Here is a 20,228-nt window from a genome sequence, read left to right on the forward strand (position 1 = left end):
ACTGCATACGAAAAGGATGTTGCGATGCACCGCCTTCCCGGCCTGGACCTGCTGCGTGCCTGGGCGATCGTGTGGGTCATGCTGTTTCACTCCTACGTGGTCGGCGGGCTGGGCGATCGTTTCGCCTGGCTGGGCAACGACGGCTGGATGGGCGTGGACTTGTTCTTCGTCCTCTCCGGCTACCTGATCGGCTACCCGCTGCTGGCGTCGCTGGCGCGCGGGGAGGCGTTGGCGTGGCCGGCGTTCTACCGGCGCCGCGCATTCCGCATCCTGCCGGCCTTCGTGGCGGTGCTCGCGGTGTATCTGGCCTGGCCGGCGCTGCGCGAGGCGCCGGGTCTGGCGCCGGCGTGGCAGTTCCTGAGCTTCACGCTCAACCTGCTGATCGACTACGAACACGACAAGGCGTTCTCGCACGCCTGGTCGTTGTGCGTAGAGGAGCACTTCTACCTGCTGTTCCCGTGGCTGGCCTGGTGGCTGGTGCGACGGCCATCGCTGGGCAAGGCACTGGCGGTGGGACTGGGCGTGGCCGCCATCGGCATGGCCGTGCGCGGCTACGTGTGGCTGCACGCGATGGGGCCGGTGATCGGGCAGCCAGGGCCGGCGTTCGGCCTGCGCTTCGTCGAGGGCATCTACTACCCGACCTGGGCGCGGCTAGACGGCCTGCTCGCCGGCGTGGCGCTGGCGGCACTGCGCGTGGGCCGGCCTCAAGCCTGGATGCACCTGCAGCGGCATGCGGGGGTGGTGCTCATGGCGGGGCTGGGCCTGTTCGCGCTGGCGTGGTGCCTGTTCCGCGAGCGGCTGGGGTTCTGGCCCTCGGTAGTGGGCTATCCGCTGCTGTCGCTCGCGCTGGCTTTGTGCGTGGGCGCGGCCACCGCGCTGCCCGCGGGCTGGGCGGTGCCGGGGGCGGGTTGGCTGGCGCGGGTTTCCTACAGCCTGTACCTCAGCCACAAGCTGGCGCTGCATGCGGTGGCGACGTGGTGGGTGGGTCCGTGGCAACTGCATGGGCTGAGCGCGTTCGCGCTGTACGCGGTTGGCGTGCTGGCGGCCGGTGCGGCGCTGTACTACGCGGTGGAGCGGCCGTTCCTGCGTTGGCGCGAGTGGCTGGATGGGCGCCGGCCGCGCATTACTGCAGACATGCCCGAGGCTGCCTAGCTTGTTGTAGGAGCGCACCCGTGCGCGATCGGGAGGTTCACGGTCGCGCACAGGTGCGCTCCTACAGGGGGCGTGGCGCCCTATTGCGTGGTGAAGCATCCGTTCCTTGCGTTGGCGCGAGCGGCTGGGAAGGCGCCCGCCGCATCACCGCAGACACACCCGAGGCTGCCTGGCTTGTTGTAGGAGCGCACCTGTGCGCGACCGGGATGCCCGCGGTCGCGCACAGGTACGCTCCCACAGGGGGAGCTGAGCGTCAGCGCCGGCGCGAGCCGCGCAGGCTGGACAGCGAGAAGGTGGCGATCTCGCCTTCGGGGGTGCGGCGTGCCTGGCCGGGCGGCGGGCCCCAGGCGTGCGCGGTGACCACTTCCCAGGTGGCCGGGATGCGGCCGTCCACGCGCATCGCCTCGTAGGCGGCGAGCATGCCGCGGTAGTGGCTCTTGCCGGTGAGGTTTCGCTCGCGCGCGCGGTCGGCATGGGTCGCGCCCAGGCCCTTGAGCTCCTTCAGCAGCGCGCGCGGCTCGCTGTAGGTGAGCGTGTAGCGGTTCACGTCCAGCACCGGGTCGCGCAGGCCTGCGTTGATCATCGCGTCGCCCACGTCGTGCATGTCGAGGAAGCGGCTGACGTGCGAGTGCTCGTCGACCGCCGCCCAGGCGGCGCGCAGTTCCTTCAGCGTATCGGGGCCGAAGCTGGAGAAGGCGAGCAGGCCGCCGGGCTTGAGCACGCGCACGCACTCGCCGAACAGCGCGGGCAGGTCGTCGATCCACTGGAAGCACAGGTTCGAGTGCAACACGTCGACGCTGCGGTCGGGCAGCGGCAGCGCGGTGGCCTCGGCGCAGACGCGCTGGAACGGGCGCAGCAGCGCCTGGTGCTTGCGCGCCGCGTGCAGCATGGGCTGCGCCAGGTCGACCGCAATCACCTGCGCCTTCGGGTAGCGCTTCTTCAGCAGCGCGCTGCCGCGGCCGGTGCCGGCGCCGACGTCCAGCACGCGTTCGGGCGTCTGCAGATAGAAGTCCAGACGGCCAAGCAGATCGGCCTGCACTTCGCGCTGCAGCACGTCGTGCTGCTCGTAGGTGGCCGCGGCGCGCGCGAAGTTGCGGCGCACGCGGGCGCGGTCGAGATGGAACGTGCTCATGCCGGGATGTCCGCGAACAGGGGTTGCAGTGCCTCGGCCACGGCATCGGCGTGGCCGATGAAGGGCGCGTGGCCGGCGCCGGGGATCTCCACGAAACGGCCGCCGCAGCGCTCGGCCGACCAGGCCATGGCGGCCGGAGGCACCAGCCGGTCGCGGCGGCCGGCGATCCACGTGCTGGGCACGGCCAGTTGCGGCACGCGTGCGCGCAGGTCGCTGCCTTCGAGCAGGCCGATGCCTTCCTGCAGCACGCGCAGTTCCGGTTCGCCGCGCTCGAAGGCTTCCGCGCGCAGGCGGCGCAGCTCGGCCTTGGGGTCGTTGCTGCCCATCGCCTCCAGCGCGAGGAAACGCTCGAGCGTGGCGTGGTAGTCGGTTTCCAGGTCAAGCGCGAGCTGGTGCACCAGGGCGGCGTCGCTGCCGTGCGGCCAGCCGGCGCCGCGCACGAACCTGGGCGTCGCGCAGAGCATCGCCAGGCCGCGTACCTGTGTCGGCATGTCGAGCGCCGCCGTGAGTGCGACCAGGCCGCCCAGCGACCAGCCCAGCCAGGGAGCCGGGGGCGTGGCGGCGGCGATGGCGCCGGCGATCGCGTGTGGGTCCAGTGGCAGGCCGCAGGCGCGCGAGTGGCCGTGGCCGGGGAGGTCGACCACGTAGAGCGTGCACTGCGCGGCCAAGGCCTCGACCAGTGGCGCGAACACGCCGCCGTGCATGGCCCAGCCGTGGAGGAGGACCAGCGGCTGCGGGCCGTGGCCCAGATTGTCGATATGCAGGGTCACGCGGCGCGTTCCGCTCCCTCTCCCCTCCGGGGAGAGGGGGCTTGGTCGGTCGCAAGGTGCGATCCACCGCCCCTCGCCCATCGAACACGAAGCAATCGCCTTCCCAGTGGCTGCCGTCGGTTTCTTCGAGGTATTTGAGGATGCCGCCCTCCAGCTGCCACACCTCGCCCAGTCCCAGCCCGGCCAGGTGCAGCGCCGCCTTCTCGCAGCGGATGCCGCCGGTGCAGTAGGAAACGATCGTCTTGCCCAGGTAGCGCTCGCGGTCGGCGAGCACCGCCTCGGGCAAGGCGGTGAAACTGGCCAGTCGATAGTCGACCGCACCGGCGAAGCGCCCCACGTCGGTCTCGTAGTCGTTGCGCGTATCCAGCAACAGCACCTCGCGACCGGCATCGTCATGGCCCTGGTCGAGCCAGCGCTTGAGCGTGGCCGCCCCGACGGCAGGCGCCCGGCCCTGGTGGGGCGCGACCGGCGCGCGCAGGGTGATGATCTCGCGCTTGAGCCGCACCCGCAGGCGCCCGAACGGAACCTCCGTCGACAGCGATTCCTTCACTGGCAGGTCGGCGAAGCGCACGTCTTCGCGCAGCCAGCCGAGGTAGGCGTCGATCGCCTCGCGGGTACCGGCCAGGAACAGGTTGATGCCCTCGGGCGCGAGCAGGATGGTGCCCCTGAGCGCCAGCGCGGCGGCGCGGGCGTGCAGGGATGCGCGCAGCGCGGGGAGGTCCGCGAGCGGGACGAAGCGGTAGGCGGCGACGTTGACGATCATGGGAATGGGATACGGCGAGCCGCCGATTATACCGACGCGCCGTCTTTGCCCCGCGGCAGGGTCGCCAGCGCGTCGAGCAGGCGGTCGACGTGCTCGTCCTCGTGCGCTGCGCTCAGCGTGATGCGCAGGCGCGCCTGGCCGGCCGGCACCGTGGGCGGGCGGATCGCGGTCACCAGCAGGCCCTGTGCCTCCAGCGCGTGCGCTGCCGCGAGTGCGTCGGCGGCATCGCCCAGCAGCAAGGGCTGGATCGGCGTGTCCGAGGCGGCGAGCGGCAGGCCCAGCTGCGCCGCGCCGGCGCGGAAGCGGGTGATCAGCGCGGCGAGCCTTTCGCGCCCCCAGTGTTCGCTGCGCGCCAGTTGCACCGCCGCGAGCGTCGCGGCGGCCACGGCCGGTGGCATGGCCGTGGTGTAGACATGGGTGCGGGCGAACTGGGTCAGCCCTTCGATCAGCGCGGCGGAGCCGGCGACGAAGGCGCCGTGGGTACCGAGCGCCTTGCCCAGCGTGGCCATCAGCACCGGCACGTCGCGCGGGCCCAGTCCCGCGTCGGCGACGCTGCCGGCGCCCTCCGGCCCGAGCACGCCCAGGCCGTGCGCATCGTCGACCATCAGCGTGGCGCCTTCGCGCCGGCACCATGCGGAAAGCTCGCGCAGCGGCGCGCGGTCGCCGTCCATGCTGAAGACGCCGTCGGTCGCGAGCAGCGCGGCGGCGTCGGGCATGCCGGCCAACTGGCGGGCGGCGGCCGCGGCATCGCCGTGCGGATAGCGGCGCAGCGTGGCGCCGGCGAGCGTGGCGCCATCGAGCAGGCAGGCGTGGTTGAGCTTGTCCTGCACGCACAGGTCGCCGCGACCGAGCAGCGCCTGCAGCACGCCCAGGTTGGCCATGTAGCCGGTGGAAAACAGCAGTGCACGCTCGCGGCCGGTCCAGTCGGCCAGCGCGTCCTCCAGCATCGCGTGCTCGCGGCGGTGGCCGCAGACCAGGTGCGCGGCGGTGCTGCCCACGCCTTCGTCGCCGGCCACGCGCATGAACGCGGCGATCAGCTGCGGGTGCTGGGCCAGGCCCAGGTAGTCGTTGGAGCAGAAGGCGAGCAGGCGGCGCTCGCCGATCTCCAGCCAGGGACCCTGGGCGTGGTCGATGGCGCGGGCGCGGCGCAGCAGGTCCGCCTGTGCGCGTTCGGATGTCCGGACGGCCAGCCGCTGCAGAAGGTCCGCGCGCATGGCGGCGGTCAGGCGGATTCGAGGATGTCGGCGTGCACCGTGCCCGAGTGTTCCACCACGTCCAGCGGATGCAGGTCCAGCCGCGCGAACAGTGCGCGGTCGGCGGCGACGTCGGGGTTGCCGGTGGTGAGCAGTTTCTCGCCGTAGAAGATCGAGTTGGCGCCGGCGTGGAAGCACAGCGCCTGCACCGCCTCGTCCATCTGCTGGCGGCCGGCGGAAAGGCGCACCATCGAGGCGGGCATCAGGATGCGTGCCACCGCAACGGTGCGCACGAACTCGAACGGATCCAGCGCCTCGGTGCCGTGCAGCGGCGTGCCCTCGACCTGCACCAGCTGGTTGATCGGCACCGACTGCGGGTGCTCGGGCAGGTTGGCCAGCGTCTGCAGCAGGCCGGCGCGCTGCTCGCGCGATTCACCCATGCCGACGATGCCGCCGCAGCAGGTCTTCAGGCCCGCGCAGCGCACGTGTTCGAGCGTGTCCAGGCGATCCTGGTATTCGCGGGTGTGGATGATCTGGCCGTAGAACTCCGGCGCGCTGTCGAGGTTGTGGTTGTAGTAGTCCAGGCCCGCCTGCTTCAGCGTGCCGGCCTGCTCGCCGCTCAGCATGCCCAGCGTGGCGCAGGTTTCCAGGCCCAGCGCCTTTACCGCGGTGACGATCTCGGCGACCTTGGCGACGTCGCGGTCCTTCGGGCTGCGCCAGGCGGCGCCCATGCAGAAACGGCTGGCGCCGGCGTCGCGCGCGGCCCGGGCGCGCTCGAGCACGGCATCGACGCTCATCAGCTTTTCCGCCTTCACGCCGGTCTGGTAGCGCTGTGCCTGCGGGCAGTAGGCGCAATCCTCCGGGCAGCCGCCGGTCTTGATCGAGAGCAGGGTCGACACCTGCACCGCGTTCGGATCGTGGTGCTCGCGGTGCACCGTGTGCGCGCGGTGCAGCAGGTCGTTGAACGGCAGCGCGAACAGCGCGGCGACTTCCGCGCGCGTCCAGTCGTGGCGGATCGGGGCAGGGGACATGGGATGGCGACTCCGCGTGGGGACGCGGCAGTGTGGGAACGGGTCTTGCGTCTGTCAACCAATCTGACATGCAGCGGGTTGACGCCACGGCGCCCGCGCCGGTCCGCTACCATCGAGGTCCCCACCACGGAGCAACCAGATGAGCGCAGGTCAGGGCAGCACCGGCAACGTCATCGCGGCGGTGTGCAGTTTCTTCATTCCCGGCCTGGGGCAACTGGTGCAGGGGCGGTTGCTCAAGGCGATCATCATGTTCGTGCTCGCCGCCGCACTGTGGATCGTCTGGATGGGCTGGATCATCCACCTGTGGTCGATCCTCGACGCGGCGCTGTACAAGCCCGGGAACTGACATCCCGCCGATGCGCATGGACGCGCTTGCCCACCCGCTCTCCCGCCTGCATGCCTGGCTGCTGCCATGGCGCTGCCTGCTGTGCGGCGATGCCGGCGGCGACGGGTTGGACCTGTGCCAGGCCTGCGCCGCGGAGCTGCCCCGCAACACCAGTTGCTGCGCGCGGTGTGCGCTGCCCTTGCCCCGTGCGGCGGCGACCTGCGGCCGGTGCCAGCGCAAGCCGCCGCCGTGGGACGCCGCCTGGGCGCCGTTTCGCTACGGCTGGCCGCTGGACCGGCTTGAGGCGCGCTACAAGTTCGGTCGCGACCTGGCCGCCGGGCGCACGCTGGCGCGGCTGTGGCAGTGCGCGGCGCCGCCGGTGGCGCGGCCCGGGCTGATCCTGCCGGTGCCGCTGCATCGCTCGCGCCTGCGCCAGCGTGGCTACAACCAGGCGCTGGAGCTGGCGCGGCCGCTCGGTCGTGCACTCGGCGTGCCGGTGCGCCACGACGGGCTGCTGCGCGTGCGTGAGACCGACGCGCAGACCGAGCTGGATGCGGCGGCGCGCCGGCGCAACGTGCGCGGGGCATTCGCGCTGCGCGAAGGACCGGCGTTGCCGGCCCATGTGGCGTTGCTGGATGACGTGATGACCACCGGCGCGACGCTGGCCGAGTGCGCACGGGTGCTCAGGCGGGCGGGTGCGGCGCGGGTGGATGTGTGGGCATTGGCACGGGCGCCCTCGGCTCGCGGGCGGTGAACCCTCCACCAGCGCCGCATCGACGTAGGGTGGGCTTTAGCACACCGTTCCGCACCGTGGCGGTGGGCTGAAGCCCACCCTACGGGAGGGTCACTTCACCGCCAGGCCCAGCACGATGCCGATCCACAGCGTCAGGCCGACCCAGTTGTTGTGGCGGAACGCGGCCAGGCAGGCGTCGCGCGCGCGGCTGCGGATCAGCCACAGCTGGTAGCCGAACAGCCCGGCGGCGGCGAGCAGGCCGAGCCAGTACGGCCACGGCAGCTGCGCACGCTGGCCGACGAACAGCATCGCCAGCAGGAACGTGCCGATCAGCATCCCCAGGATCGGCACGTCGGCATCGCCGAACAGGATCGCGGTGGACTTGGCGCCGACCTTGAGGTCGTCGTCGCGATCGACCATCGCGTATTCGGTGTCGTAGATCACCGACCACAGGATGTTGCCCAGAAACAGCAGCCAGCCCAGCGGCGGCACGGTGTTGGTCACCGCGGCGAACGCCATCGGGATCGACCAGCCGAACGCCGCGCCGAGCACCACCTGCGGCAGGTAGGTCCAGCGCTTGGTGAACGGGTAGATCGCCGCCAGCGCCGCGCCGGCGAAGGAGAGCTTGATGGTCAGCGCGTTGGTGAACAGCACCAGCACGAAGGCGAGCGCGAGCAACGCGCCGAACACGATCAGCGCCTCGCGCGGGCTGACCCGGCCGCTGGCGATCGGCCGCCCGGCGGTGCGCGCCACCTGCGGGTCGAGCTTGCGGTCGGCGAAATCGTTGATCGCGCACCCGGCCGAGCGCATCGCGAATACGCCCAGGGTGAAGATCACCAGCGCGCCCCACGGCGGGAAGTCGCCGGCAGCCAGCCACAGCGCCCACCAGGTCGGCCACAGCAGCAGCAGCGCGCCGATCGGCCGATCCATGCGGGTGAGCACGAGGTAGTCCGCCGCCTTTTCGCGCCAGTGCGGCGGCAGCCGGCGCAGCAGCAGGTCGAGCACGCGCGTGGCGCGGGTCGAGCTGTCGGCCGGTCGGGTCGGGCGGGCAGGTGCGGGTGCGGGGTGGCGCGGTCGCGCCGTGGTCGGCGGCGTGCGGCGCTGGCGCTTGCGGGGAGGAGGGGCCATGCGTGGAGTTTAGCCCGGCACGCCGCGCGGCATCCGGGCCGCACGGCGCTGTTCGGGCCGGGTCTCCGCCGCTGGGCGCTTGGCCCGGGTCGCTCTACGCCCTGCGAAAGAGGGCGCTCAACTCAGGGCAGCGGCGGCTGCAGCGGATCGTTCTCCTCCAGCGGGCTGCCCAGCGGATCGGAATCGGCGTCCCGCGCGGGGCTGGCGTGGCCAGGGTTGCGGATCTCCTCGTCGGGCCGCAGTTTGCCCGGCTGGGCGATCGGCGGCTCCGGGTGCTGGGGATTGTTCGGCATGGCATCGCTCCGTTCGGTCGGATGCGTGCCAGCCTCGCGCAGGCCCCGTCAAGCGCGTGCAAAAGGCGCGCTGCGGCACAGTTCCCGCGTCGGGCGGTGCAGGCCGTTCAAGCACGCTCCGCCCCGGCCGATATGTCAGGCGAAGGTCACCGCACGAGCGGCGGCCGTAGGGCAAGAGCCTTTTCGCAGGAGGCCGGGCATGTCCGTGGCATACGACATCGTTGCGCAGGAAGCCGCCTCGGCGCGGGCGCTGGCCGCCCTGGCACCGGTGCCGCGAAGCCCGATGGCGCCGGCGCAGGCGCGCCTGCTCGCCTCGGTCGCCGCGTTCACCCACCACCGCGACATCGACGCACTGGACCACAGCCTTGCGCTGTCGCTGGCCGAGCTGGCACCGGCGCGCGCCGTGGTGCTGTGCAAGCGGGCAGCCGACGGCCGCCGGCTGGAAAGCCTGGTGCGATGCGCCGCCGACGCGCAGGGCGTGTTCGCGCTGTGCGCCAGCGAACCGGCCGCCGACGATCCCGCGCTGGAGCCGGTATGGCGCTGCATGGACCAGCAGCAGAGCCACGCCTGGACGCAGGCGGACGAGCATCGCCTGTACGTGCCGATCGTGCACGAGGGACGCGCGCTGGGCGCGCTGCAGCTGGAATCCGATACGCCGCTGGACGGCGCCCATGCCCTCGCCGAGGGCTTCGCGCGGATCTACGCCAACTACATCACCCTGCTCAACGAGAGCGAGCGCGACAAGCTCACCGGCCTGTACAACCGGCGCACCTTCGAGCGCCACCTGCAGCGGCTGTTCCACTGTCCAGCCGCGGCCCGTGCCACCGACGAGCGCCGCGCCAGCCGCGCGCCGGCAGGCGTGTGGCTGGCGATCTTCGATATCGACCATTTCAAGCGCATCAACGACACCTACGGCCACATCTACGGTGACGAGGTGATCCTGCTGCTGGCACAGCAGATGCGCGCCAGCTTCCGCCAGGGCGATGTGCTGTTCCGCTTCGGCGGCGAGGAGTTCGTGATCCTGCTGGCCGGCCACGACGAGGCACAAGCCCGCCACGCGCTGGAGCGCTTCCGTGAGCGGGTGGCCAACTACCTGTTCCCGCAGGTCGGCCACGTCACCGTCAGCGTCGGCTACGCGCTGGCTGCGGCCGGCGATTACCCCGAAACGGTGATCGACCGCGCCGACAAGGCGCTGTACTACGCCAAGGAAAACGGCCGCAACCGGACCCACGGCTACGAGGAACTGGTCGGTCGCGGCGCGCTGGCTTCCGAGGTGGTGAGCACCGGCAGCATCGATCTTTTCTGAGCAGCGTCCGCTCCCCTCAAGCGGGAGGATTTCCGCCGTGCCGCGTGTGGCGAGGTAAATAGCCCGCTCCGCCGGATGCCGTCCCTCACACGGGCCGGTCCGGCGTAACCATTCCGCCGTTCCCGGCATCGCGGAGGGCGCTCAGCGCAGCGCCCGAAGCCATTGTCCGAACGCGGAGTCGTCGGCCGGCATCGGCGCGGAGTGCTCCGGACGATCGAGCATGCTGGCCAGCGCGGGTGGCATCGGGACGGGCTGGCCGAGCAGCGGTTCGAGCACCGATTCGAACTTGGCCGGATGCGCGGTGGCGACCACTGCCCAGGCGCGCCCGTCGCGCCGCGGCGCCTGGTCGAGCACCGCCAGCGCGGTGGCGGTGTGCGGGCAGACCACTTCGCCGTGGTCGCGGGCGTGGCGCAGCAGGGCGGCGCGGATCGTTGCGTCGTCGACGCTGGTCGCGCGCAGGGTGCGACGCAGGGCGTCGTCGTCGCCATCGAATGTCCAGCGCAGCCGTTCGAAGTTGCTCGGTGCGCCCACGTCCATGGCATTGGCCAGCGTGGCGATGGCGTCGCGCGGGCGGTAGTCGGCACCGGCGAAGAACTCCGGCAGCGTGCGGTTGGCGTTGCAGGCCAGGCGGATGTCGCCGATCGGCAGGCCCATGCCGCGCGCCCAGAGGCAGGCCAGGACATTGCCGAGGTTGCCGGTGGGGATGATGAAATCCAGAGGCGCGCCATGGCGGCGCCACCAGCCCAGGGCCGCATGCGCGTAGTAGCCCATCTGCGGCAGCAGGCGGCCCAGGCTGATGCTGTTGGCGGAACTGAGCGGCATCTCGCGCTGCAGCGCCGTGTCGTTGAGCGCCGCCTTCACCATGCGCTGGCAGTCGTCGAAGCTGCCTGCCACGCGCAATGCGTGCACGTTGTCGCCAAAGCTGCCGAGCTGGTGCGCCTGGCGCGGCGAGACGCGGCCGTCGGGATAGAGGATCGCCACGCGCACGCCGGGCTGCCGGTGGAACGCAGCGCCGACCGCAGCGCCGGTATCGCCGGAGGTCGCGACCAGGATGGTCAGCGGCGGCGCATCGGTGGTGCGCAGGCGGCGCAGGCAGGCGGCGAGGAAGCGCGCGCCGAAATCCTTGAAGGCCGCGGTGGGGCCGTGGAACAGCTCCAGCACCGAGGCATCCGGCCGCGCGAGCGGGCGCAGCGGAGCGTCGAACGCGAATGCCTCGGCGCAGATCGCCGGCAGCGCCTGGACCAGCACGCCGTCCTCGAAGAAAGGCCCGAGCAGTGTGGCCGCGGTCGCGGCGAGGTCGCCATCCGGGTCGAACGCAGACAGATCCACGCGGGGCAGGCGCTCGGGTACATACAGCCCGCCGTCCGGCGCCAGGCCGGCGGCGATCGCCTCGTCCAGCGACACCGCGGGCGCCTGATCGCGCGTGCTCAGGTAGCGCCGCACGCTCATGCGAGCAGCTGCGCGCCGGGGCCGTCGATGGGGCCGACCAGCACGTCGCTGCCCAGCCCCGCCTCGGCGAACGCCGCACGCATCGCGTTGGCCGCGGCCTGCGCCGTGCCCGCGTCCTCGAACCAGCCGAACACGCTCGGCCCGGCGCCGGAGATGCTGGCGCCGAGCGCGCCATGGTCGAGCGCGGCCTGCTGCACGCGGGCGAAGTTGGGTACCAGTGGCGCGCGGCGCGGCTCGACCAGCACGTCCCGCAGGCCTTCGCGCACCAGCGTCGCGTCGCCCTGCCAACAGCCGGCGATCACCTGCGCCAGGTTGGCGCTCTGCGCGACGAACTCATCGAGCGCATAACTGCCGGCCAGCGCCGCACGCGCGCGGCGTGTTTCCAGCACGCAGTGCGGGTGCACCAGCGCGCAATGCCAGGCCGCCGGCACCGGGATGCGTACCAGCCGGGTGGCGGTGGCGAGCACCAGCCCGCCCAGTAACTGGGGGCCGACGTTGTCGCCGTGACGGCCGCCGCTGGCCACCGCCTCGCCGTCCATCGCGAAGCCGTACAGCGCCTCGCGCGGCAGCGGTTCGTCCAGCAGCGCGTTGGCGGCGACCAGCGCGGCCACGCAGGAGGCGGCCGAGCCGGCCATGCCCGAGCCCAGCGCGATGCCCTTGTGCAAGGTCAGTTCAAAGCCGTGCTCGAGCCGCAGCGCGTCACGCAACGCAATCAACGCGGCGCCGGCGGTGTTGCGCCCGGCTTCCGTCGGCAGGTCGCGGACCACGCCCTCGATGCGCGCGATGCGCACCACCGGTGCGTCGATGCGCGTCACCTGCGCACGATCGCCGGCGCCGGCCAGGGTGTGGCCGAGGATGTCGAAGCCCACGCCGACATTGCCCACGCAGGCGGGGGCAAAGGCGCTGGCTGTGCGGACGGATGACATGGGCGGTTCCCGGTTCGAAGGTTCTGGCCTGTGCGCCTGGCGGGAAGCCGGGTGCAGGGGGGCTTTGCACGATTCGCCATTGTCGCAGCGCGGGCGCGAGAGGGGGTGGCCGCCTCTGTCGGGGCCGAGGAGCGCCCCATCCGCCCTTTCGGGCACCTTCCCCCGCGTTCGCGGAGGAAGGGTCGATTGGGTGCCGCGCAGTAAGGAAATCCTTCCCCCCGTCTCACGGAGGAAGGTGCCGAAGGGCGGAGGGGGAAGCCCTGCGAAGACCCACCGCCCTCGCCAGGCCGCCCTACCGGCGCGGGCGATGGCGACGGGCGGCCGGTCCGCCGCGCGGGGCTCCAGCCCCGAGGTCGATCGCGTACACCGCCGTGCCGTCGCCGTTCTCGCGCAACTGGCGGATGCCGGGCACGCCGTCGTCCGCCGCGATCGCCTGCTTGCCCGCGGCGGCAGTGAAGGTGACCGCGCCACGCGTCTTCAGCGGCGCGAAGTGCCAGGAGGCGGCCGGCAGCTGCGCGCGATCGAGCGTGCCGGTGCGCCTGAGCCACGCGGCGACGATCTCACGCACGCCATCCTGCGAGGCGAGCACGGTGTTGCTGCCGTCCAGCCCCGGGAAGTTGCCACCGCCGCTGGCGCGGTAGTTGTTGGTGGCGACGACGAACGGTTGGGTCGGGGTGACCGGCTTGCCCTGGTACGTGAGCGACACGATGCGCTGGCCCACCGGTCTGCTCAGGTCGATCGCGTAGCGGAGGTCGCCCTGGATCTGGTCGAAGTTGAAGCCCGGCACGTGGGTGTTGATCAGCGCCTGTTCGCCGGCCTTCGCCGGATCGATGCGGTTGAAGCGCGCCGCCGATTGCTCCAGCCAGGCCTTCACGCCCGCGCCATCGGTCTTCACCGCGGCGAGCGTGTTCGGATAGAAGTACAGGTCCGCCGCGCTGCGCAGGGTGAGCGGACCGGGCGGCACGTCGGTGTAGTCGTCCGGACCGCCGAAGCCGGTGCGGAAGGCGGCCCCCGCGGCCAGCACCGGCACGCCTGCCAGTTCGGGATGCAGTTTGGGCAACTCCCGCTGCACGTAGTCACGCTGCGCCGCGTTGACCACCGCCAGCGCGGTCATGTCGCCTTCGTCGGAGAAATAGCTGGACAGCCGCAGCGTGCTCTGGCCGATCGGCGTGTTCACGTAGGCCAGCGTCGCCGCATGCGCCTGCGCCACCAGCGGCGCGATCGCCGGGTCGGTCGGCACGCACGTGTTCTTCTGCGGGCAGATCGGGCGCACCTCGCTGCGGGTGTCGTCGCGGTCGATGATCCAGTGGCCGTTTGCGCGTTCGAGCGCCAGCTTGATCACCCCCAGGTCCTTGCCGAAGAAGCCGCCCATCACGGCGGGCTTGCCGCGCACGAAACCGCGCGTGGCGTCCACGTCCTTCATGCCGGCGTAGCGGGGCCCCGGGAACTCCGTATGCGAGTGGCCCAGCAGCAGCACGTCGATGCCCGGCAGGCCGGCCAGGTACCAGCCGCCGTTCTCCATGTCGCTGGTATAGGGCGCGGTGTCGAGGCCGCCGTGCAGGATCGCCACCACCAGGTCCGGGTGCTGCGCTTCGATCTGCGGCAGGTAGCGCTGCGCCGCCTCGACCACGCCGCTGACGGTCACCTTGCCTTCGAGATTGCGCTGGTCCCACTTCAGGATCGGCGGCGGCGTGAAGCCGATGATCGCCACCTTGAGCGGCACCTGCAGGCGACTGCCATCGGACGTGTACGCCTCGATGGTCTTCTTCACCATCGTCCACGGCTTGAAGATCGGCTTGCCGCTCCTGGCGTCGAACACGTTGGACAGCACCAGCGGAAAGTGCGGGCCGGCGCAGCGCTCGGTGCGCTTGCCGTCGATGTCCATCGGCGTGCCGGTGACCTGCGACAGGAACGGCAGCCCGTAGTTGAACTCGTGGTTGCCGGCCGTGCCGCCGTCGTAGCCCATCGCGTCCATCGCCTTGTAGATGGCCAGCTCCTGCTCGCAGCCGACCGGCGCAACCAGCGCCTGATAGTCGGCCAGCACGGTGCCCTGGATGGTGTCGCCGCTGTCGAACAGGAAGTTGTTGGGAAATTCGGCACGCGCACGGTGGATCAGCGTGGCGACCCGTTCGTAGCCGACGGTGGGATCGCCCTTGGCCTTGAAGTAGTCCCAGCTCAGCACGTTCGCGTGCACGTCGGTGGTTTCCAGGATCGCCACGTCCGCGCGCGTGCCGTCGGGTGCGGCGGCGGGCATGGTCGGGCTGGCGGCACAGCCGGCGAGCACGGCGGCGGCGAGCAGGGGCAACAGCGGGCGGAGCGACATCGGGAACGTCCAGCGGCAAACGGGCAGGGCCGGGAACGTAGCAGATCGATGGGGCGAGGGGCGGGCGCTGCGCTGTCCTGTCCCCCCATCGCCGCTCCTGCGCGGCGACGGGAGTGCTTGACGCGGTCCCAATCCATCTGTACTACTACACATAGTACAGACAGGACGGACCACCATGCCCCGCAGCCAGGCCCTGATGCTCCAGATCGCCACCGGCGATGCGCGCCCGATCAGCAAGCAGATCGTCGACGGCGTGCGCATGAAGATCGCCACCGCCGAACTCTGTCCCGGCGATCAGTTGCCCAGCGTGCGCGGCCTCGCCCAGCAACTGACGATCAACCCCAACACCGTGGCCAAGGCATACGCCGAACTCACCAGCGAGGGCTGGCTGGAGTCGCGCCAGGGTCTGGGCCTGTTCGTCGCCACGCCGCGCCAGCGGCTGTCCAACACCGAGCGCGACCGCCGCATGGACGAGGCGGTCCAGGCCTTCGTGCACGAGGTGGCGGCGCTGGATTACCCGCCCGAGCGCGCGCTGGCACGGCTGGACCGCGCGCTCCAGGTGTTGTCCCGCAAAAGCGCCTGACCTGCCCGGGAACCTTGAGCCATGACCGACCACGTCATCGAAACCCTCGCGCTGAGCAAGCGCTACGGCAGCAAGCTCGCGCTCGACGCGCTGGATCTTTCCATCGCCGCGGGCCGCATCCACGCCATCGTCGGTGCCAACGGCGCGGGCAAGTCGACGCTGTTCCGCATCCTGCTCGGCTTCCTGCCGCCGACCAGCGGCAGCGCGCGCATCCTCGGCCGCGACAGCCAGCGTCTCACGCCGGACGATCGCGGCCGCATCGGCTTCGTCAACGAGGAGCACACGCTGCCGAACTGGATGCGCGTCTCGGCGGTCGCCGCCATGCAGCGCCGCCAGTACCCGCGCTGGAACCAGCGCGCCTACGACGAGGTGATCGGCCACTACCACGTCCTGCCGGAGCAGAAGGTCGGCCAGCTCTCGCGTGGCGAGCGTGCCGGTTTCAACCTCGCGCTGACGCTGGCGCAGGGGCCGGAACTGCTGGTGCTGGACGAACCGACGCTGGGCCTGGACGTGGTCGCCAAGCGCGCCTTCCTCGAATCGCTGATGTATTCGAGCGCGGCCGAGTCGTGCACGGTGATCTACTGCTCGCACCAGATGGAAGAGATCGAGCGCGTCGCAGAGAACCTGATCATCCTCGAGCGCGGGCGCCTGGCGCACATGTCGGCGCCGGAGGAGTTCTGCGCACGGGTCACCCACTGGGTCGCCGACATCCCGTTCGCCGGGCCGCCGCCAGCCAGCGTGCCCGGTCTGCTGCAGGTGCAGCGCATCGACGGCCTGCACCACTATCTGGTGCTTGACCAGGACGGGGACTTCGCGCAGTTCCTGCGCGGCGCCGGCGCGCGCACGGTGCAGAGCATGCCGGTGAGCCTGGACCGCGCGGTCAACGGCTTCCTGGCCAAGAACCACGCGATGCCGGCGGCGGCATGAGGAGGGGCGACATGCGTGACCTGTTCACGGCCGAGCTGCTGCGCTTCCGCGGCTGGGCGCTCGGTGCGTTCGGGGCGCACCTGCTGGTGCTGCTGTTCTTCACCCGCCTGGTCGACCTGGCGCAGCAGCCGGTGTTCGTCTACCGCGTGGCCGGCGGCGTCGACGTGCTCGCCGGCGTGCTGCTGGGCCTGTACCAGATGGGCAGCTATCGCCGGCCGAACGTGTGGCTGAACCTGTTGCACCGCCCGCTCGCGCCGGGGCGCATCGCCGCCGCGCTGCTCGGCGCGGGGCTGGCGTGGCTGGTGGCCGCGGTGGCGCTGCCGGTGCTGCTCGCCGCGGGCTACCAGGCTGGCCTCACCGCGCGCGTGGTCGACCTGCGCCACTGGCTGTTGCCGCTGGCCGCGTGGTCGCTCGCCGCCTGCGGTTACCTTGCCGGCGCCTGCTGCATGCTGGGGCGCCCGCGCAGCGCGATCGCGGCGCTGGTGCTGCTGCTGGTGCCGGTGGCGAGCCAGGCCAGCGGCGCGTGGGCCCTGCTGATGCAGGCCGGCGCGCTGGCGGGGCTGGCCGCGATGGCAACGGTATCGTTCAAGCCCGACCTGTCTGCGCCGCCCCGCGGCGTGCCGGCTACCGTGCTGCTGGCGCTGCCGCTGCAGATGGCCGTCTATGTGGCGATCATCGTGGTGGTGCAGGTCGGTGCGCAGGTGATCTGGGTGGTCCAGGGCACCCATCCGAACAACACCGAGACGCCGCCGCGCGGCGGCCAGAACGAAACCGAGCGCATGACCCCGCAGCAGCGCATGCTCGCCGGGCTGGCGCTGAGCACCGCGCCCGAAGCGCCGCTGTGGCGCGAGCAGGTGGCGCTGTCGGACGTGGTGGCGATCGCGCCGGACCTGGACGTGGTGCCGGTGCGCGGCGCGCTGACCAACGCCGCGCCGGTCGACTTCGATGATCCGGCACATGGCGTGCGCTGGACCTTCAGCCACGATCGCATGCGCCTGTCCGGCTACCGCATCGCCGGCGGTCGCGCGGTCGGCATGCTCGGCGTGGGCGGCGCCAACGCGGCGTTCCCGGCGCCGGCGGTGGCCACCCGCGGCCTGCCCGGCCAGCCGAAGGACGACCGCAGCCTGCTCGCCGGCAACATGCTCTACCACTACGTCAGCGAGACCGGGCGGGTGTTCCCGCGCATCCGGTTGCCGGCCGGGGAGTGGCTGCTTGGCACCGCGCCGGTCGGCGAGAACCTGGCTGCGCTGAGCAACCGGGCGCTGTACTTCTTCGACGGGCGCGACGTGGTGGCAAGCGAGGACCTGCTCCGGCCACGCCAGCGCATGCCGATCCCGGGTGGCCCCGGCGGCCTGCACAACCTGGAGCTGATCGAACTGGTCGACGGCTACCTGGTCTCCAACGCGTACACCAGCTACGACTACACGATGGCCGGTGCCGCGCCCTACCAGAGCGTCACCTGGGTGCACGACGACGGCCGCGTCACGCTCGCCGCGCGCCGGCCGATCGTGTTCGACTACCCGGCGTGGTTCCGCTACCAGTCGTGGTGGCCCTCGCCGGTGCTGTACGGGCTGCGCCAGGGCGTGACCGGCCTGTTTGCCGTGCCCGATCCGATGCAGGTCGCCAACCCGGAGCCACGGCCACCCGGCGTGCTCGGGCTGGCGGGGATCCTGATGTTCGCGTCGTTGCTGGCCGCGCTGTGGCTGGTGCGCCGACGCCCGCTGCCGTTGCCGGGGCAGGTCGCCTGGGTGGTCGCGTGCGGTGCGATCGGCCTGCCGGCGCTGGCAAGCCTGTGGCTGCTCTATCCGGCCTGCGAACCGGCGCCGCGCAGTCGCCTGGAGCCGGCCGCCGCGTAGCCCGTTTTGTCACCTGCCCGGAGCCGCGGCCTCTCCCTGCAGGGAGCGGCCGGGTGAGAGGCCGTTCTTGCCTGGCACCTACCCACGAAGCGTCCGACGCCCGAGGAGACGCTCATGCGCTCGACGATCCACCTGTTGCGCCTCCTGTGCGCCCTCCCATGCCTGCTGCCGGCGCTGCCCTCCCTCGCCGCCGACAGCGACGCGCTCCGCGCCGCCGTCGCACGCGAACGTGCCCGCCCGGCCGCACCCCACTTCCCCCGCGCCGCTTTCCTGGTGCGCAGCGCGACGCCTGTCGTGGCGTTGTCGCCCGACGGTCGGCAGGTCGCCTACCTGCGTGAACAGGCTGGCCAGCGCAGCCTGTGGCTGCTGCCGTCCGACGGTGGCACGCCGCGCCGCCTGCTCGGCCGCACCGACGCCCGGCAGATCGGCTGGTCGCACGACGGCCGCTGGTTGCTGCTCGCCTCGCCCGGCCAGCTGTTCGCCGTAGCCGCCCGTGAGCAGGGCGGCTCGCGGCTCGTCGCCCCGCTGGGTGGGCGCGAACAGCGCGAACTGCTGCGGATCGATCCGTGGTATCCCGCCGCGGTGCTGCTGCGCGAGCGCGTGCCGGCCACGCTGGAGACGCCCGAGCGCTGGCGCCTCGTGCGCGTCGACATGCAGGGACGCCGGACGCTGCTGCGCGAGGATGCGCAGCAGTTGGTCGACGCCGCGATCGATGGCAGCGGGCGCGTGGCCTTCATCGAGCGCGTCGATGGTGCGGCGCTGGTGTTCCATCGGGTCGATGCTGCCCGCGAACTGCACGAGGTCCTGCGCTGCGCCGGACTGCATCGCTGCGCACCGCTTCCGCTGACCGACGCCCAGGGCCGGCTCCTGCTGCGCAGCGATCTCGGTGATGGCTTCGAGGCGCTGCGCCGGCTGGAACCCGACGGCACGCTCGGCATGCTCGAGGAGGATCCGCGCGGCGAGGCCGACCTCGACACGCTCGCACTCGACCCCGCCGACGGCACCCCGCGCATCGCCAGCTACCGCAGCACGGTGGCCGCCAACCATGCAGTGGACGCGTCGGCGCGAACTGCACTGGACAAGCTCCAGGCCCGCTATCCCCGACGCAACCTGGACATCGCCCTGGGCGCGACGCACTGGCTGGTCCAGGAGCAGGCCAGCACCCTGCAGGGCGCGCGCTGGCACGTGTTCGACGTGCACGGCGGCGCGCTGCGCGACATCCTCGCGTTCCCGCCGCTGTCCGGCCGCGACGGTCGCCCGGCGCGGTGGCTTCCGGAAGCGGCCATGCCGCGCAAGATCCCGCTGGCGTGGACCGCCTCCGACGGCATGCGCCTGCACGGTTTCGTGTGGCTGCCGCCCGGGGTCGATCCGGCGCACCTGCCGCTGGTGGTACTGGTGCACGGCGGTCCATGGAACGCCTCGCGCCCGGACGAGTTCGGCGGAGGTTCCGTGCAGGCGCTGGCCAACCGCGGCTATGCCGTGTTCGAACCGAACTTCCGCGGCTCCACCGGCCTGGGGCGTGCGTACTCGATGGCGGCGCAGGGCGACTTCGGCAACGGGCGCGTGCAGCAGGACATCGTCGAGGGCACCCTCTGGCTGCTGGCCCAGGGGATCGGCGATGCCGGGCGCGTGGGCATCGTCGGCGCCTCCTTCGGCGGCTACAGCACGCTGCTGGGTGTCACCTTCCAGCCGTGGCTGTTCAAGGTCGGAGTGGCGACCGTGCCGCCGGCGGACTTCGCCTGGACGCTTCGCTGGGTCGGGCGCAGCACCGAGGCGCTGGAGCTGGCGCGCTATGTCCCGTTCGAATCCTGGCTCGCCGCGCTCTCGCTCGACCCGCGCGATGCGGCCACGATGGCGCGCCTGCATGCGCAGTCGCCGCTGGCCCACGCCTCGCGGATGGACCGCCCGTTGCTGCTGTTCGCCGGCGGCGAGGACCGGCGCGTGGCGATCCGCGGCGTGCTGGGTTACGCGGCGCGGCTGAAGGAACGGGGCAAGGACGTCAGCCTGCTGGTCGATGCCGATGCAGGCCACGCCAATGCCGATCCACTGGCGCGCGAAGCGCAGCTTTACCTGATCGTGCTGATGCTGCACCGGCATCTGGGCGGCGCCGCGCCCGAGCCGCCCGACCCGGCCCTGCGCCAATACCTCGCGCGCGCCCTGCGCATCGCCGGCAGCGACCTGCGTGCGGCCGGGCTCGCGCCATCGCCGTAGGGTGGCGTCGGCTCACCGGCGCGCGCGGCGGCCGGACTGCGGCACGGTTCTCCGTTTGGGGGCTCCGCCGTTGTTGGAGAAGCGAGGTACGTGTTAGTCCGGTCCGTGCGGGGGAAAAGTTGCTTAA

17 protein-coding genes and 1 pseudogene are annotated in these 20,228 nt (G+C 71.8%); 8 read left to right on the top strand and 10 right to left on the bottom strand.

Annotation, left to right across the window (positions count from 1 at the left end):
- Positions 1–24 precede the first annotated feature (24 nt).
- Entirely contained in the window at positions 25–1,152 is a 1,128-nt protein-coding gene (locus ACFWZU_RS04385) for an acyltransferase family protein (protein WP_439700201.1), read from the top strand.
- 253 nt (positions 1,153–1,405) lie between these two features.
- Here the strand turns inward: ACFWZU_RS04385 and bioC are convergent, their stop codons facing one another.
- The 5 genes and pseudogenes from bioC to bioB form a co-directional block, all read right to left on the bottom strand.
- The gene (gene bioC, locus ACFWZU_RS04390) at positions 1,406–2,284 is read right to left on the bottom strand and encodes a malonyl-ACP O-methyltransferase BioC (protein ID WP_439700202.1); all 879 of its coding nucleotides are present in this window, start codon (positions 2,282–2,284) and stop codon (positions 1,406–1,408) included.
- Positions 2,281–3,054: a pimeloyl-ACP methyl ester esterase BioH gene (bioH, locus tag ACFWZU_RS04395; RefSeq protein ID WP_439700203.1), complete on the bottom strand. Its 774-nt coding sequence runs from the start codon at positions 3,052–3,054 to the stop codon at positions 2,281–2,283. Before bioH ends, bioC begins: the two co-directional genes overlap by 4 nt.
- Before the next feature lie 49 nt (positions 3,055–3,103).
- A pseudogene (locus tag ACFWZU_RS04400) lies at positions 3,104–3,817 on the bottom strand (sulfurtransferase); the annotation flags it as partial.
- 26 nt (positions 3,818–3,843) lie between these two features.
- Positions 3,844–5,031 (bottom strand): 8-amino-7-oxononanoate synthase, encoded by a 1,188-nt coding sequence (gene bioF / locus ACFWZU_RS04405; protein WP_439700204.1) that lies wholly within the window; start codon positions 5,029–5,031, stop codon positions 3,844–3,846.
- 8 nt (positions 5,032–5,039) lie between these two features.
- Positions 5,040–6,041: a biotin synthase BioB gene (gene bioB, locus ACFWZU_RS04410; protein ID WP_439700205.1), complete on the bottom strand. Its 1,002-nt coding sequence runs from the start codon at positions 6,039–6,041 to the stop codon at positions 5,040–5,042.
- A 139-nt stretch (positions 6,042–6,180) separates the two neighbouring features.
- Here bioB and ACFWZU_RS04415 point away from each other — a divergent pair, with 139 nt between their 5' ends.
- Together ACFWZU_RS04415 and ACFWZU_RS04420 are read left to right on the top strand one after the other, a co-directional pair.
- Positions 6,181–6,387, top strand: a complete 207-nt coding sequence (locus ACFWZU_RS04415) for a hypothetical protein (RefSeq protein ID WP_439700206.1) — start codon at positions 6,181–6,183, stop codon at positions 6,385–6,387.
- Between the two features lie 16 nt (positions 6,388–6,403).
- Positions 6,404–7,120 (top strand): ComF family protein, encoded by a 717-nt coding sequence (locus ACFWZU_RS04420; RefSeq protein WP_439700207.1) that lies wholly within the window; start codon positions 6,404–6,406, stop codon positions 7,118–7,120.
- Between the two features lie 90 nt (positions 7,121–7,210).
- On the opposite strand, the gene ubiA is transcribed toward ACFWZU_RS04420, so the two are convergent.
- Positions 7,211–8,104, bottom strand: coding sequence for a 4-hydroxybenzoate octaprenyltransferase (gene ubiA / locus ACFWZU_RS04425; RefSeq protein ID WP_439700484.1), 894 nt, complete (start codon positions 8,102–8,104; stop codon positions 7,211–7,213).
- 245 nt (positions 8,105–8,349) lie between these two features.
- Positions 8,350–8,520, bottom strand: coding sequence for a hypothetical protein (locus ACFWZU_RS04430; protein WP_439700208.1), 171 nt, complete (start codon positions 8,518–8,520; stop codon positions 8,350–8,352).
- Positions 8,521–8,719: 199 nt separating this feature from the next.
- On the opposite strand from ACFWZU_RS04430, the gene ACFWZU_RS04435 reads away from it, so the two are divergent.
- Positions 8,720–9,826 (top strand): diguanylate cyclase, encoded by a 1,107-nt coding sequence (locus ACFWZU_RS04435; protein WP_439700209.1) that lies wholly within the window; start codon positions 8,720–8,722, stop codon positions 9,824–9,826.
- Between the two features lie 141 nt (positions 9,827–9,967).
- Here ACFWZU_RS04435 and thrC read toward each other — a convergent pair whose 3' ends face one another.
- The 3 genes from thrC to ACFWZU_RS04450 form a co-directional block, all read right to left on the bottom strand.
- Complete coding sequence (gene thrC, locus ACFWZU_RS04440; RefSeq protein ID WP_439700210.1) at positions 9,968–11,275, bottom strand: threonine synthase; 1,308 nt, start codon at positions 11,273–11,275, stop codon at positions 9,968–9,970.
- A complete protein-coding gene (locus ACFWZU_RS04445) occupies positions 11,272–12,201 on the bottom strand; it encodes a homoserine kinase (protein ID WP_439700211.1) in 930 nt (309 codons plus the stop codon). The genes thrC and ACFWZU_RS04445 overlap by 4 nt, the downstream gene beginning before the upstream one ends.
- 292 nt (positions 12,202–12,493) lie before the next feature.
- The gene (locus ACFWZU_RS04450; RefSeq protein ID WP_439700212.1) at positions 12,494–14,524 is read right to left on the bottom strand and encodes a bifunctional 2',3'-cyclic-nucleotide 2'-phosphodiesterase/3'-nucleotidase; all 2,031 of its coding nucleotides are present in this window, start codon (positions 14,522–14,524) and stop codon (positions 12,494–12,496) included.
- 175 nt (positions 14,525–14,699) lie between these two features.
- On the opposite strand from ACFWZU_RS04450, the gene ACFWZU_RS04455 reads away from it, so the two are divergent.
- From ACFWZU_RS04455 to ACFWZU_RS04470, 4 genes are all read left to right on the top strand, one after another.
- Complete coding sequence (locus ACFWZU_RS04455; RefSeq protein WP_439700213.1) at positions 14,700–15,107, top strand: GntR family transcriptional regulator; 408 nt, start codon at positions 14,700–14,702, stop codon at positions 15,105–15,107.
- Positions 15,108–15,128: 21 nt separating this feature from the next.
- Positions 15,129–16,034, top strand: coding sequence for an ABC transporter ATP-binding protein (locus ACFWZU_RS04460; protein ID WP_439700214.1), 906 nt, complete (start codon positions 15,129–15,131; stop codon positions 16,032–16,034).
- 11 nt (positions 16,035–16,045) lie between these two features.
- Positions 16,046–17,890 (top strand): hypothetical protein, encoded by a 1,845-nt coding sequence (locus tag ACFWZU_RS04465; RefSeq protein ID WP_439700215.1) that lies wholly within the window; start codon positions 16,046–16,048, stop codon positions 17,888–17,890.
- A gap of 114 nt (positions 17,891–18,004) precedes the next feature.
- Complete coding sequence (locus ACFWZU_RS04470; RefSeq protein WP_439700216.1) at positions 18,005–20,101, top strand: S9 family peptidase; 2,097 nt, start codon at positions 18,005–18,007, stop codon at positions 20,099–20,101.
- Positions 20,102–20,228 lie beyond the last annotated feature (127 nt).

Origin of the sequence: Frateuria sp. GZRR33 (assembly GCF_051900425.1) — a bacterium.
Lineage (GTDB): Bacteria > Pseudomonadota > Gammaproteobacteria > Xanthomonadales > Rhodanobacteraceae > Frateuria_A.

What these genes read in the sequence shown, in the direction of transcription:
- ACFWZU_RS04465 (WP_439700215.1), top strand. Translation starts at nt 16,046, where the DNA reads ATGCGTGACCTGTTCACGGCCGAGCTGCTGCGCTTCCGCGGCTGGGCG.
- bioB (WP_439700205.1), bottom strand. Translation starts at nt 6,041, where the DNA reads ATGTCCCCTGCCCCGATCCGCCACGACTGGACGCGCGCGGAAGTCGCC.
- bioF (WP_439700204.1), bottom strand. Translation starts at nt 5,031, where the DNA reads ATGCGCGCGGACCTTCTGCAGCGGCTGGCCGTCCGGACATCCGAACGC.
- bioC (WP_439700202.1), bottom strand. Translation starts at nt 2,284, where the DNA reads ATGAGCACGTTCCATCTCGACCGCGCCCGCGTGCGCCGCAACTTCGCG.
- ACFWZU_RS04445 (WP_439700211.1), bottom strand. Translation starts at nt 12,201, where the DNA reads ATGTCATCCGTCCGCACAGCCAGCGCCTTTGCCCCCGCCTGCGTGGGC.
- ACFWZU_RS04470 (WP_439700216.1), top strand. Translation starts at nt 18,005, where the DNA reads ATGCGCTCGACGATCCACCTGTTGCGCCTCCTGTGCGCCCTCCCATGC.
- ACFWZU_RS04455 (WP_439700213.1), top strand. Translation starts at nt 14,700, where the DNA reads ATGCCCCGCAGCCAGGCCCTGATGCTCCAGATCGCCACCGGCGATGCG.
- ACFWZU_RS04460 (WP_439700214.1), top strand. Translation starts at nt 15,129, where the DNA reads ATGACCGACCACGTCATCGAAACCCTCGCGCTGAGCAAGCGCTACGGC.
- ACFWZU_RS04435 (WP_439700209.1), top strand. Translation starts at nt 8,720, where the DNA reads ATGTCCGTGGCATACGACATCGTTGCGCAGGAAGCCGCCTCGGCGCGG.
- ACFWZU_RS04430 (WP_439700208.1), bottom strand. Translation starts at nt 8,520, where the DNA reads ATGCCGAACAATCCCCAGCACCCGGAGCCGCCGATCGCCCAGCCGGGC.
- ACFWZU_RS04415 (WP_439700206.1), top strand. Translation starts at nt 6,181, where the DNA reads ATGAGCGCAGGTCAGGGCAGCACCGGCAACGTCATCGCGGCGGTGTGC.
- ACFWZU_RS04420 (WP_439700207.1), top strand. Translation starts at nt 6,404, where the DNA reads ATGGACGCGCTTGCCCACCCGCTCTCCCGCCTGCATGCCTGGCTGCTG.
- thrC (WP_439700210.1), bottom strand. Translation starts at nt 11,275, where the DNA reads ATGAGCGTGCGGCGCTACCTGAGCACGCGCGATCAGGCGCCCGCGGTG.
- ACFWZU_RS04450 (WP_439700212.1), bottom strand. Translation starts at nt 14,524, where the DNA reads ATGTCGCTCCGCCCGCTGTTGCCCCTGCTCGCCGCCGCCGTGCTCGCC.
- ACFWZU_RS04385 (WP_439700201.1), top strand. Translation starts at nt 25, where the DNA reads ATGCACCGCCTTCCCGGCCTGGACCTGCTGCGTGCCTGGGCGATCGTG.